Source organism: Neisseria dentiae (assembly GCF_014055005.1).
In the GTDB taxonomy this organism is placed as follows: Bacteria; Pseudomonadota; Gammaproteobacteria; order Burkholderiales; family Neisseriaceae; genus Neisseria; species Neisseria dentiae.
The window spans coordinates 1,004,025-1,016,932 of record NZ_CP059570.1; the positions used below are offsets into that span (position 1 = coordinate 1,004,025).

10 protein-coding genes and 2 pseudogenes are annotated in these 12,908 nt (G+C 55.4%); 3 read left to right on the forward strand and 9 right to left on the reverse strand.

Annotation, left to right across the window (positions count from 1 at the left end):
- Nucleotides 1–49: 49 nt before the first annotated feature.
- The 5 genes from H3L92_RS04750 to iscX all read right to left on the reverse strand — a co-directional run bounded on the left by H3L92_RS04750 (nucleotide 50) and on the right by iscX (nucleotide 5,113).
- Nucleotides 50–1,474, reverse strand: a complete 1,425-nt coding sequence (locus H3L92_RS04750) for a YfcC family protein (RefSeq protein WP_085365631.1) — start codon at nucleotides 1,472–1,474, stop codon at nucleotides 50–52.
- 120 nt (nucleotides 1,475–1,594) lie between these two features.
- Entirely contained in the window at nucleotides 1,595–2,623 is a 1,029-nt protein-coding gene (locus tag H3L92_RS04755; protein ID WP_085365630.1) for an aspartate/ornithine carbamoyltransferase family protein, read from the reverse strand.
- Nucleotides 2,624–2,686: 63 nt separating this feature from the next.
- Nucleotides 2,687–3,463 carry a (S)-ureidoglycine aminohydrolase gene (allE, locus tag H3L92_RS04760; protein WP_085365629.1) on the reverse strand — a complete coding sequence of 259 codons (777 nt, stop codon included), beginning with the start codon at nucleotides 3,461–3,463 and terminating at the stop codon, nucleotides 2,687–2,689.
- A 301-nt stretch (nucleotides 3,464–3,764) separates the two neighbouring features.
- A complete protein-coding gene (locus H3L92_RS04765) occupies nucleotides 3,765–4,757 on the reverse strand; it encodes an asparaginase (RefSeq protein ID WP_085365628.1) in 993 nt (330 codons plus the stop codon).
- Nucleotides 4,758–4,918: 161 nt separating this feature from the next.
- Nucleotides 4,919–5,113 carry a Fe-S cluster assembly protein IscX gene (gene iscX / locus H3L92_RS04770; RefSeq protein WP_085365627.1) on the reverse strand — a complete coding sequence of 65 codons (195 nt, stop codon included), beginning with the start codon at nucleotides 5,111–5,113 and terminating at the stop codon, nucleotides 4,919–4,921.
- Between the two features lie 284 nt (nucleotides 5,114–5,397).
- Between iscX and H3L92_RS04775 the strand changes: the two genes are divergently transcribed.
- From H3L92_RS04775 to H3L92_RS04780, 3 genes and pseudogenes are all read left to right on the forward strand, one after another.
- Nucleotides 5,398–7,317 (forward strand): sigma-54-dependent Fis family transcriptional regulator, encoded by a 1,920-nt coding sequence (locus tag H3L92_RS04775; protein ID WP_085365626.1) that lies wholly within the window; start codon nucleotides 5,398–5,400, stop codon nucleotides 7,315–7,317.
- A 143-nt stretch (nucleotides 7,318–7,460) separates the two neighbouring features.
- Nucleotides 7,461–7,607: pseudogene (locus H3L92_RS13585) on the forward strand (IS5/IS1182 family transposase); the annotation flags it as partial.
- Nucleotides 7,592–7,837, forward strand: a complete 246-nt coding sequence (locus H3L92_RS04780; protein WP_085365625.1) for a hypothetical protein — start codon at nucleotides 7,592–7,594, stop codon at nucleotides 7,835–7,837. The pseudogene H3L92_RS13585 and the gene H3L92_RS04780, both read left to right, overlap by 16 nt.
- A gap of 214 nt (nucleotides 7,838–8,051) precedes the next feature.
- Here the strand turns inward: H3L92_RS04780 and H3L92_RS04785 are convergent.
- The 4 genes and pseudogenes from H3L92_RS04785 to tpx all read right to left on the reverse strand — a co-directional run bounded on the left by H3L92_RS04785 (nucleotide 8,052) and on the right by tpx (nucleotide 12,888).
- Nucleotides 8,052–8,802, reverse strand: a pseudogene (locus H3L92_RS04785) (IS5 family transposase).
- 293 nt (nucleotides 8,803–9,095) lie between these two features.
- Nucleotides 9,096–10,277 (reverse strand): acetylornithine/succinyldiaminopimelate transaminase, encoded by a 1,182-nt coding sequence (locus tag H3L92_RS04790; protein ID WP_085364917.1) that lies wholly within the window; start codon nucleotides 10,275–10,277, stop codon nucleotides 9,096–9,098.
- Between the two features lie 243 nt (nucleotides 10,278–10,520).
- Nucleotides 10,521–12,290 carry an exodeoxyribonuclease V subunit alpha gene (gene recD / locus H3L92_RS04795; RefSeq protein WP_085364916.1) on the reverse strand — a complete coding sequence of 590 codons (1,770 nt, stop codon included), beginning with the start codon at nucleotides 12,288–12,290 and terminating at the stop codon, nucleotides 10,521–10,523.
- Between the two features lie 103 nt (nucleotides 12,291–12,393).
- Nucleotides 12,394–12,888 carry a thiol peroxidase gene (gene tpx, locus H3L92_RS04800; protein WP_085364915.1) on the reverse strand — a complete coding sequence of 165 codons (495 nt, stop codon included), beginning with the start codon at nucleotides 12,886–12,888 and terminating at the stop codon, nucleotides 12,394–12,396.
- Between the last annotated feature and the right edge of the window lie 20 nt (nucleotides 12,889–12,908).

A 12,908-nucleotide genomic window follows, 5' to 3' on the forward strand; every position in this document is an offset into this window, starting at 1 on the left:
CCGATATTGCTTCAAGGCCGTCTGAAAACTCGATTGTCGGGTCAAAAACCTACATCGCACCAATACCGGCAGACTGCATGAAATAGAGTGCAACGCTGGCAAGCAGGCCGAGTATCAGCATCAGCGGGGCATAGAAGCGCAGCCATTTGCCGTATTCCACCTTGGCAATCACCAGAGTGGCCACAAAGAAACCTGAAGTGGGGAAGAAAATATCGGTAAGCTGCCCGCCCCATGCGTTGGCCGACACCACCGCCTGTTGCGAAATATCAAGCAAACTGGCCAAGGGCGAAATAATCGGCATAGTCAGCACGGTTAATGCGGTGGCCCCGGGAATCAGAAAGTTAAACAGCGACTGCTCCCAGAAAATCGCAATAGCGGTAAGCTCAGGCGGCACCGAACGCATCATGCTTTCGAGCCAAAACACCAAAGTATCGGTAATCACGCCTTTATCCATCACCACGGCAATGGCCGAGGCCACACCGCACAACAGCGCCGCCACCATCATATCGCGCATACCCGCATTCACATCATCGCAAATCTGCTGTGCCGACTTGCCGGCAACGGCGGCCGCGGCGATGCCGATAAAGAGAAACAACCCGCCGATGGCCTCGAAACCCAAATTGTTTTTCAAAATCATGGCAATGGCAATCGGAAACAGCACCATACAGGTAATACCGGCATATTTCTGCCTTGCGCTGAACACCATCTCGCCTTTTTCAGCCTCTTCTTCCGCTATCGCGGCGCGGATGGCGCGGTCGCTTTCATAAGTGAGGCTCGACTCGGGGTTGCGCTTCACTTTAACGGCATAACGCATCACATACAGAATGGCAATCAGCACCACGCATACCAACACCACCGCACGGAAAGCCGAGCCGGAGAAAATCGGCAATTGGGCGATTTGCTGCCCCACCCCGACAGAGCCGGGAATGGTCAGGCCGAAAGTGAAGCCCATGCACGGCCCCAAGAGCGCCACCGCCGTTGCAGTCATGCCGTCATACCCCAAGCGGTAAAACAGCGGCAGCAACACCGGCAGATAAGCCAACGACAGCTCAGGCACGCCGATAAACGCAGCCAAACCGGCAAAAATAGTGATCAAAATCGGAATCACCAGAATATCTTTGTTGCCCACGGCACGGCTCAGTTTCTGCACACCCATGTCAATCAGGCCGGCGCGTTTGATCAAACCCATGCAGCCGCCCACCATAAATGTGAGAAACACGATGCCTGCCGCCCGCTTCAAACCGTCGGGAATGGCCGTTACCAAATCCATAAACCCCACAGGATGCTGTTCGATTTGGTGATAGGTTCCCGCCACCACCAAGTTTTGCACACCGTGGGAAGTTTCGATGGTCTGCCGTTCATACTCGCCCGCCGGAACAATATAGGTCAGCGCGGCAACCACTAAAATAAACACCGCCAATACGATATAAATATCGGGCATTTTGAAAGATTTTTTCGGTTTTTGCGTATCCATCACACAACTCCTCCAATCTTATAGAAAAGACAGCACGCTTCTCGGGCTGCCCCGATCCGGTGTTTGGGTATCCGGTTTTCAGACGGCCTTCCGCCGGCATTCAGGCCGTCTGAAAAGCCTTTAATCCACGCCCACAACCGCGCTCAAGAGTGCCATCCGCACCGCCACCGAGAAACCGATTGCGCGGAAATACAACTGGTGTTCGGTGTTGTCGATGCTGAAATCAAATTCACCCGGGTTGCGCGGCAAAGAATGGTGCACGCCGACTACCTTGCCGCTTTTCGCTTTGATACGCTGCAACATATCGAGCGAAATATAATAATTCATCATTTTCTTCATGAAGTCTTCGCGGTTGGGGTCGTCTTTTTTCACCGAACAGCCCGGCAGATAAATCAAATCCACCGCATTTTCCGCATAAAGCTCTTCGTTTTGCTTTTCGGTTAAGTCGAAATGCTCCTCGAAATGCGCCCCCATCGCTTTGAGTTTGTTGCGCACCACTTCGGGCGTGCGCAATTCGCTGGTGCCGGTGTAGATAATCTTGGCTCCCATCGAAGCCAGCGCCAGCGCAAACGATTGGCCGGAACGCGCGCGCGAAAGATCGGGGGTGGCAATGGCAACCGTGGCATTGCTCAAATCGCCGAACGCGCGCCAGCAGGTGTAGCAGTCGAGCAAACCCTGCGTCGGGTGGGTAACGTGGCCGTAGCCGCCCGAAATCACCGGCGAAACATAGCCGCCCAACTCGTCTAATGCGCCTAAGGCTTCTTTATCGTCGGGGTGGCGCATCACAATCACATCGGCGTATTCCGACGTTACCCGCAGCGTGTCGTAGAGACTTTCGTTTTTCGCCACGGCGGCATTGTGCTGCGGGTCGGATTCGGTAATCACGCCGCCGCCCAAGCGCAGCATGGCGTCTTCGTGGCTGCAACGGGTGCGGGTGGAAGGTTGGAAAAACAGGGTATAGAGCACCTTGCCCTTCAGCAGGTTAAGCCCCGTGCGCAAAAACGGCTCCATCATTTCGGCCGCTTTAAACAGCGACAGAATTTCTTCGCGCTTGAAGTCATCTAAAAACGTGATGTTTTTACCGCGCATATTGGTTGCGGCAAGAGCCTCCCGAATATCCAGGGTTTTGAAATCTTTATTTAAAGCCATGATAAACGCTCCTTTAGGTTGGCGGCCGTCTGAAAGTTTTTACAAACGGCCTTGCTGTCTGTTTCAAATTTCCACATCGCGGTGGCAGTCTTTTGAGTAGATATAGGTAAACGGGCCGCGTCCGGCGGCATAAGATGCCTGCTTGCAATAAGGGCCGAACCAGATAAAGTCCTCCTCTTTAATCAGATACCAATTTTCATCAAGCAGATAACAGCCCTGTCCTTCATAAACATAAGCGCCGTGCTCCTGCACATGGGTTTCGATGATGTTGTGGCTGGCACCCGGGTCGAAACTCAAAATGTGCATGTTCATATCGAAATTCTGCTCGACCGGCAGCAGGTCTTTGATGTGCACATTGGCCATGCCGTCGTAGTCGGCCCATTCCATCTCATGCACGTTGCCGAACACCGTATAAGGCTTCAGCCCTACCGGGTGTTCGACGTAGCGCTGTTTGTAGAGCAAAATGCGGCCCGCCTGATGATTGATGTTTTCAAAACCGATGCCTGCACCGGGCGGCGCGTAGGCATAACCGCCCTGCTTCAGCGCGCGGCTTTCGCCGCCAACCGTTACCTTCAGCTCGGCCTCGCCGTCGAGCAGGTAAATAAAGGCCTCTTCATGCGGCTTGGCGCCGTAGGCCAGTGTGGTTTTCGCATTTGCCCCCAATTGGCCGATTAACTGGACGAAACTCGCACCCATTTTCGGCGTGGCCAAAATTGTCATCTGGCAGTCTTCGATTCCCGGAATCACATTGATTACCCGACCCTGCGGTGTAATCACCGCATAATTTCCGTGTTTGACTACCGAACGGTTTTGTAAAATATCTTGTGGATAACCCGGCATTTTCGTTCTCCTGACTCATAACAAACGGCAATCACATGATTGTTGCCGCCAATATAGCCCCCTGCTTCCCCGCAGGCTTCAGTTTGCCGTGACAAACCACTGTCTTTGCGCGCCAAACCCAATCAAACCAAATAAAAGCAGCAAAGCCGAGACCTTTGCAAAATTAAAAATCATCACAAAAGTTTATTCCCCGTCATTCCCGCACACGCAAAAAGGCCGTCTGAAAACAGACGCACCGCCATGCGGATACCTGTTTTCAGACGGCCTTTTAAGGCAGCCTTATCTCAAGATATTGATTAAACTACACCAGCCCCAAACCAACCAGTTCCTGCTGCAAGCGTTCGGCCTGCCAGCCGCCGCTCACCGCCAGCGTCAGTAAAACGGCGGCGGTTTCCAAATTGGCTTTGCCGCCGTTCACCACGCCCGCTTGGCGCAGCGCGCTGCCCTGCGCATATACGGCGGCGGCGTTGCCTTGCTGCACTTGGCTGATGTTGAGCAGCAGGCCGCCTTTGGCGGTGAACTGCCGCACGACTTCGATAAAACCGGCATCTGCGGGCGCGTTGCCGTGGCCGTAGCTTTGCAGCACCACGGCATCTGCACCGCTGCTGCCGAGGCCGTTTGCAAAGGCTTGTGCGGCAAAACCGGGAATCAGGGTGGTGCAAACCACTTTGGCCTGCGCGCTCAACGGGCGCACCTGCAAAGCCTGTGCTGTTTTTTCAGACGGCCTGATGCGCACGTTGTGCCAATTTTGTTCGGGCGACCATTCCGCCAACACGCCGAAATGCGGGTTGCCGAAACCCGCCGCACTTTCGGTGCTGATTTTGCTGCTGCCCACGGCGGGGAACAGTTTGCCGTTGAAGGCAATCACGGTTTCGCGCAAATCCAGCTCGAAAGCGGCCACGGCGGTGGCGAGGTTCAGCGGTGCATCACTGTTTTCGGCATCGTAAGGCCATTGCGATCCGGTCAGCACCACGGGTTTGTCCAAACCCTGCAAGGCGAGTGCGAACAGGTTAGCCGCATAGGCCAGCGTGTCGGTGCCGTGCAGCACCAGCACGCCGTCGTATTGCGGGATTTTTTCTGCCGCAAGTTGCAGCCAGCCTTGCCAATCGGCAAGCGTAACCGCCGAAGAGTCGATTAACGGATCGCATAAGTGCCAGTCGAAACGGAAGCGGTCGGCAAACGGCACCAACGCTTTGCCGGCCAGCGCGGTATCGGGGCGCAGGCCTTGCTCGCTTTGGCTCATGCCGATGGTGCCGCCGGTGTAGAGCACGAAAATGGATTTTAAATTCTGCATATGTTTTCCTGTTTGTCCGGTGCCGGAACGGCCGGCCATAGTCGGCTGAAAATTTTGGCCGGCAAACGTTCCCCAGACCGGTTGTTTTTTCAAAATTTTGCATCGAAACGGTGCAGGCCGTCTGAAAAAGCATTTCTGCGTTTCAGACGGCCCCGATAAAATCATTCGGCCTCATTTATCCACGCCTGCTGCACGGCTTCGAGGATTTTTTCGCCGCTGCGCGCGGGGTCGTCGTCGAAATCGGGCAGGTTGAGAATCAACTCGCGCAATTGGGTGAAACGTATGGTTTTCGGGTCGATGTCGGGATGGTTGTCGTAGAGTTCTTCGGCTATGCGTTGGGTGTCGGTCCATTTCATCTTGTTTGTTCCTTTTTATCGTTAACCTGCGCGGCCGTCTGAAAACGGCGTTAAGCTGTATTTTATACACACCTGCAACCGTTTGCCTGATTTTTTGGCCAGAATAAAGTTACCTGCCTTACCGTTTCCACAACCGCAGCCAATTCTTACACAAACCTTACCCAATCTGTGCCTCCGCACCCTAGACGGCTGCACACTTTCGTTTTAGTATAATTGCACAATACCATGATAAATAATAAAAACACAGGCTTGAGAGGAAGTTTTGCAAACCGAGGAGAAGCCCGATGCTGGCCAAACAAGTCCGCCATATCAATGATGTGCTCAATTATGTGTACGGCACCGAACCGCTGCGGCTTTCGGGTGTCGACACCTGTATCGCCGAATCGTGGCGCCGCTGCGTGCACCGCCACGGGTTGAACCCCGAAGAAATGAAAGAAGCGCTGATTCTGCCCGACAGCCGTTTGCGCGAGCATCAGGAAGCCATCGGCGATTTTACCGACATCGCCCGTTACGGCCTGCAAGCGCTGTGGAAACAAATCCGCGATATGGGTTATGTGGTGCTGGTGGCCGATGCCGACGGCGTGGTGGTCGACTCGCTGAGCAGCGACAGCGGCCGCTTGGCCTGGAAGCAGGCCGGCCTGTATTTGGGCGCACTCTGGCACGAACGGCAAAACGGCACCAGCGCGGTGGGCATGGTATTGGAAACCGGCGAACCTGCCGTGGTGCACCGCAACGACCATTTCGATGCCACCCATATCGGTTTGAGCTGCACCGCAGCACCCGTGTTCGACTCTCAAAACCGCCTGCGCGCCGTGCTGGATGTGTCGGCACTCACCCCCGTGGCCGCCAAGCAGAGCCAATATTGGGTGTTGCAGTTGGTGAAACACTTTGCCGCACTGATTGAAACCGCCGCCTTTATCCGCAACCACAAGCAAGATTGGCTGATACGCCTCGGCCATGCCGCCGAGTTTCTCGACGTTACCCCCGAATACCTGCTGGCGGTGAACGACGAAGGCAATATCACCGGCGCCAACCACGCCTTCCACCAATGGTTTGCCCGCCACGCCGGCAAATCCGGACAAACATTAATCGGCAACGGTTTCGAGCGGCTGTTCGGCCAAAGCCTGCCCGAACTGTGCGGCATTCAAAACCGGCGCCCCACCCTCTGCTTCGACGGACTCACCCTGTTTGTGGGCATCACCCCGCCGCCGCGCAAACCTGCCGCCCCATCCCGCAACAGCACGCCCCTGCCGCCCGAATTGGCCAAACTGTGCAGCCCCGACAGCCGTTTCAACCAAACCCTGCAACGTGTGGCCGGCTTGGCCGACACCCAAGTGCCGGTGCTGATTAACGGCGAAACCGGTTCCGGCAAAGAGCTGCTCGCACGCGCCATCCATCTTTCCGGCAACCGTGCCGACAAGCCCTTTATCGCCGTCAATTGCGCCGCCATCCCCGAAAACCTGATAGAAAGCGAACTCTACGGCTACGCGCCCGGCAGCTTTTCCGGCGCCGACCGCAAAGGCAAAACCGGCCTGATTCAGGCTGCCGACGGCGGCACGCTGTTTCTCGACGAAATCGGCGATATGCCGCTTTACCTGCAATCCCGCCTGCTGCGGGTGTTGTCGGAACGCGAAGTGATGCCCGTAGGTTCGATTCACGCGGTAAAAGTCGATATCCGCATCATCGCCGCCACCCACCACGATTTGCAGGCAAACATCGCCGCCGGAAAATTCCGCGAAGATCTCTATTACCGCCTCAACGGCCTCAACGTGGTGCTGCCCAGCCTGCGCGAGCGCGACGATTTCGACTACGCCCTGCAAACGGTGTTGCGGCACGTTGCCCGCAATAACGGCCTGACGCCCAAACCGGTGTCGGCCGAAGCCATGAACGTTATGCGCCGCCACCGCTGGCCGGGTAATATCCGCCAACTGGCCAACGCCTTGGAAGTAGCCCTGCACAGCGCCAAAGGCGCGCAGATTCAGCCCGAAGACCTGCCCGACTATCTCTATGCGCAGAACAGGCCGTCTGAAAACCCGTCGGCACTAACCGAACAAACGCAAAACAGCAAAGCCATATTGCAAGACCCCCCATCGCTGCAAAACGCCTTGCAAGCCGCCGGTGGCTGCGTGTCGCGCCTCGCCCGCGATTTAGGCGTGAGCAGGATGACCGTTTACCGCTATTTGAAAAAAAGTTGCCCTAGATAACCAAGCTAAAACCTTTCTTACCAATTGTTTTAAAACAAGTTAATTGAGACTTTATTTTACTATGGTTAAAAGCACCATTCACACTCATTTACCCGTTAGTGCAACAAGGCATTTGAACGAAACAGATGCTCATCCTTTCGAGAGAAAAAGATATGGAGTGGCTGATGTTGGATGCCACCCATATCAAAGTTCATCCCCATGTGGTGGGAGTCAAAGGCGGCAATGAAGGCATGAGCCGCACAAAAGAGAGCTGAATACCAAGCTGCATTTAGCAGTGGGTGCCCACGGGATAGCGGTAAAATTCGTGTTAAGCGAAGGTAGTGTTGCAGATTGTCTGTTTGCCGAAGCACTGATTGCAGATACGGCAGCCGACAAGCTGTTGGCCGATAAGGCCTATGATACTGATGCGATCAGGAATTTGGCGGTTTCTTTGGAAATAGACACTGTTGTCCTGCTAAAAATTAATCAGAGGAACAACTGTTTCTTGACCACCGTTATCGGTACCGTTACCATCATTTAGTAGAAAACTGTTTTTTGGATTTCGAACATTAGTGGGGCTCGAAGAGATTGGCTTCATTTGCGGTGGTAATAGAACTGAAGCATTTGGCGTAACGTGTCGCGATACCCCACCAATGTTTGAAATCCAGAAAACGGTTCCATAACAAGTGCCTGTAACGGCATAACTATCGGTTAAATAAGCTATGGAAAATCCTAGGGTCTGTCGACATTCAAGTTTACCTTAATTTCAATACGGCAGCAACAAGGTAAATATTGGCAGCAAAAGATTGGTCGGTTTTTTCTGCGCGCATCGCAATCTTTTTGAATTCTTTGAGTTTGCAAAAAAGTTCTCAATCAAATGTCGCCAGCAATACATCATCTTGTCGTGTTCCCGCTGCAATTTGCGGTTGTTACGCGGCGGAATAACCACCTTACTCCCCCTTTCGGTCAACTCTTCGACCAGCCAGTCGGCATCAAAGGCTTTATCCGCCAATAAAGCATCAAATTCCTTTTCTTTAATCAGCGGTTCTACGCCGCAAATGTCATTGCGCTGACCAGGCATCAGTTTGAAGTCAATCAGGTTCCCCAAAGCATCCACCATAGCCAAAATCTTGGTCGTCATCCCGCCTTTGGATTGGCCGATGGCCTGATTTAGAGTCCCCCTTTTGCACCCTGACCGTGGCGGTGAACTTTGACAATTGTGCCGTCAATCATGACATACTCCATATCGAGATCACGGTTCAGTTCTTCAAAAATATCATGAAAACGGTCGGCCAAGACCCATCTGCGGTAGCGTTTGTGGATACTTTTCCAATTACCGAACTCTTCGGGCAGATCGCGCCAAGGACTGCCGGTACGGATAATCCATAGTATGGCTTCTATAAATAATCGGTTATCGACAGCGGTTCGGCCGGCATCGCCAACTTTTCCTTGGCATAAAGGCTCAATTTTTGCCCACTGTGCATCGGTAAGAATATATCTGGTCATGAGGATAGGATACACTGAAAACTTGAATGTCGACAGACCCTAGCGTTATTTACACTTTTTATTTTTGCTTAAAGGCCCAATTGGGGGCTTTTTGAGAATTGTCAAACCATGCCAAAAGGTACGGTGAAGCTGCGTAATTCTTGAAAATACTCAAAAGTCACACAATAATCTTTTCAGTAAAAATAAAAGTTATTCAGCATAAAAAGCATACTCAACCCAGCCTTTTCCAGTAATTTTTAATAAAGTCATGAAAATTTTAAAAAATCAATAGGCTGATATTACTGAAAAAACAGTTAGCCCAGCCACGACGCGACTGCCGCACGCAGGCGTTTCATGCCTTCTTGCAGGTCTTCGTCGTTCAACAGCAGGCTGGGGGCGAGGCGGATGACGTTGCTGCCGGCCACCAGAATCATCAGGCCGTGTTTCAGCGCGGCTTGGGTTAATTCGCCCGCGCGGTCGGTATAGCCGTCGGCCAGCACACAGCCGATCAACAGCCCCATGCCGCGCACTTCTTTGAACACGCCGGTTTCTTCTCCCAACAGAGCCAGCGCCGTTTGCAACTTTTTCCCTTGGTTGACTGCGTTTTGCAGGGTTTCGGGCGTGCTGATGATGTCGAAGGCGCAATTGCCGACGGCGCACGCCAACGGGTTGCCGCCGAAGGTGGAACCGTGCGTGCCGGGGGCGAAGCTGGGGGCGACGGCATCGGTGGTCAGCATGGCGCCGATGGGAAAGCCGCAGCCCAGGGCTTTGGCGCTGGTGAGAATATCGGGGCGCACGCCGTAATGTTCATAGGCAAACAGTTTGCCGGTGCGCCCCATGCCGGTTTGCACTTCGTCGAACACCAGCAGGGCGTGGTTTTCATCGCACAGGCGGCGTGCGGCTTGCAGAAACGCGGCATCGGCAGGCAAAACGCCGCTTTCTCCCTGAACCGGTTCGATAATCACGGCGCAGGTTTTTTCCGATATGGCGGCGGCAAGCGCATCGGCATCATTGTAGGGGATATGGGTGATGCCGCCCGGCAGCGGGGCGAAATCGCGGCTGTATTTGGGCTGGCCGCCCACCGACACGGTGAACAGCGTGCGCCCGTGAAAGGCGTTTACGCAGGCGATGATTTCGGTTTTGCTTTCGCCGAAATGGTCGCGTGCGTATTTGCGGGCCAGTTTCAGGGCGGCTTCGTTGGCTTCGGCACCGGAATTGCAGAAAAACACTTTGTCGGCAAATGTGTGTTCGGTGAGTTTTTTCGCCAGCATTTGCGCCGGTGCGGTGGTGTAGATATTGGAAATATGCCACAGCTTCGCGGCTTGGCGGGCGAGGGCGTCAACCAGTTGCGGGTGGCAGTGCCCGAGCGCGTTAACGGCGATGCCGCCTGCCAGATCGATATATTCGCGCCCTTCGGTATCCCACACGCGGCTTCCGGCGGCGTGGTCGGGGATAATCGGGGCAAAAGCGAAATTGGGCGTGAGATAGTTTTGCATGATGATGTTCTTTCGGAGGGGGTTTCAGACGGCCTGAAACGCCGGTTTGCACGGTCATTTGATTGAAGCCGTAACCTTACCGCAATCGTGCCGAAAACGGAATGTGTACAGGTAAAAAAGCCGTGGTTTTGGGGTTGTCCGAACTGCCTTTTTTGTTTTCAGACGGCCTGAAACCTTTGAAAAATCAGCTCAGGCCGTCTGAAATGCCAGGCTGACGTCATGCGCGGGCATGAGGCAGAGGTTTTAAAACGACGGCATGGATTGCACCAAAGTTCCGACCTGTTTTTCCGTTTCTCTGGCAATCATTTCCCGTAATGCGCTGCGGCGGTTTTCCTGTGTGGCGCAGGCCGTCTTAAAAGCGGTGCGGCCGCCCCAGAATACAAACCTTTCGCGGGCGCGGGTAACGGCGGTGTAGAGCAGGGCGCGGTTAAGGCCGTGCGGGCTGCCGTCCGGGGCGGAAGGCGGCAGCAGCCACACTTCGCCGTATTCCGACCCTTGGCTTTTGTGTACGGTGATGGCGAATGCGGTTTCGTGGGCGGGCAGGCGGCTTAACGGCACGGTGCGCTGCCCGCCGGCGGCGGGAAAATAGGCGGCCAGCGTGCCGGGGCGGCTGGGGTCGGGCAGAATCAGGCCGATGTCGCCGTTAAATAAATCGAGCGCGTAATCGTTGCGCGACACCATCACCACCTGCCCGGCGAACCACGGTGCGTCGGCGCGCGCCAAGCCGTGCCGATGCAGGCAGCGGCGGTAGGCTTCGTTGAATGCGGCGGCATCTTCGCGCCAAGCCGCCAGCACCACGGTGTCGGTTTGGCGGCGGAATGCCTGTTCAACATCACCAGAAACCACCGCCTGCCAATAAGCGGCCTGTTGTTCGTAAAAGGCTTCGGCCTGTTGTTTGAGGCTGCCTTCGCGCACGCCGAGCGTGTCGGGGAAGCAGGCGAACTGCGCCCATGCGTTTTCTGCGTCTCCCGCCGCAATGGCGCGTGCCAAGCAGCCGATACCGCTGTTGTCGCCGAAGCGGTGGCTGAAATGCAGGCGGGCAGTATTTGCCGACAAGGGCGGCGGGTTGCCGGAAACTTTAAAGCCGTGCCGGGGCAGCATGGCCGACAGCTCTTGCGCGGTTGCCGTGTTTAACAGGGTTTCTTGCGCCAGTTCGGCCAAAACCGCGCCCGCACCCACCGAGGGCAGTTGGTTTTCGTCGCCCAGCAGAATAACGCGGCAACCCGAAGGCACGGCGCGCAGCAGTTGCAGCATCAGGGCAAGGTCGAGCATCGAAGCCTCATCGATAACCAGCACGTCCAGCGGCAGCGGCTGTTCGCGGTGGAAGGCGGGCTGCATCTGCGGCGGACGCAGTTTCAACAGGCGGTGTACGGTTTGGCCTTCGAGTTGCAGCAGGTGGCGGCGAACGGTGTCGGGCAGCCCGAAAGTGCCGGCAGCATGGTGCAGCGCCCGCGCCATATGGGCGGCGGCCTTGCCCGTGGGTGCGGCCAGCGCGATGCGCGGCAGCCTGCCGCCGTTGCTGCACAACAGCCCAAGCAGTTTGGCCACGGTGGTGGTTTTGCCCGTGCCCGGCCCGCCGCTGATTAAGATAAACGGTTGCCGCAGAGCCAGTGCAGCGGCATCGCGCTGGCCTTCGCTGTTTGCGCCGGCAAACCATTGCGCCAGATTCTGCCCGGCCTGCATCCAGTCGACGGGTTCGGTTTTTGCCGCAGCCAAGCGCACGATTTCCTGCGCCAAGTCGCGCTCAAGCTGCCACACTCTGCCGAGAAACAGCCGCTTGCCCGAGAGTATCAGCGGCATACCGCTGCCGCCCGCCACGCCGGGAATCTGCCGCAAAGCCGCCACGTCGGCATCGTTTAACCAAATAAAGGCGTGGCCGTCTGAAAGTGCTTCAAACAGTTTGCGCACATACGGTACGGCGGTGGCGGCCTCTTCGGGTGCGTGCCGCTGCAATAGTTCAATCGCGGCATCGGCGGCGGCTTGGTTTAAATCGGCGGCGGTTTCTTGCGGCATGAAAATCTTCCGGCATTAAATAAACAATTGGATTTTAATGAAGATTTCAGGCCGTCTGAAATTTTCAGACGGCCTGCTTGTTACATCTGAATCTAAAACCGCATCACAACACGGCCAAAGCGGCGGCGTAATCCGGTTCGTTGGCGATTTCGCCCACCAGTTCGCTGTGCAGAACCCGGTTGTTTTCGTCCAGCACCGCCACCGAACGGGCGGTCAGCCCTTTGAGTGCGCCGCTGTCGATGGCCACGCCGTAATCGCGGGCGAAGCCGCTGCGGAAAGTGGACAGCATCACCACGTTGTCGATGCCTTCCGCGCCGCAGAAACGCGCTTGGGCAAACGGCAGGTCGGCGGAAACACACAACACCACGGCATTATCCAAACCGGCTGCTTTTTCGTTGAAAGTGCGCACGGATTTCGCACACACGCCGGTATCGACGCTGGGGAAAATATTGAGGATTTTGCGCTTGCCGGCAAAGTCGGCCAATGCTTTTTCCGATAAATCGCCTGCGGTCAGGCTGAAATCGGGCGCGCTTTGCCCTTGTTGTAAAAACACGCCGCCCACTTCGACGGGGTTACCTTGCAGGGTTACTTGTGCCATAACTTTCCTTTCGTATTTGA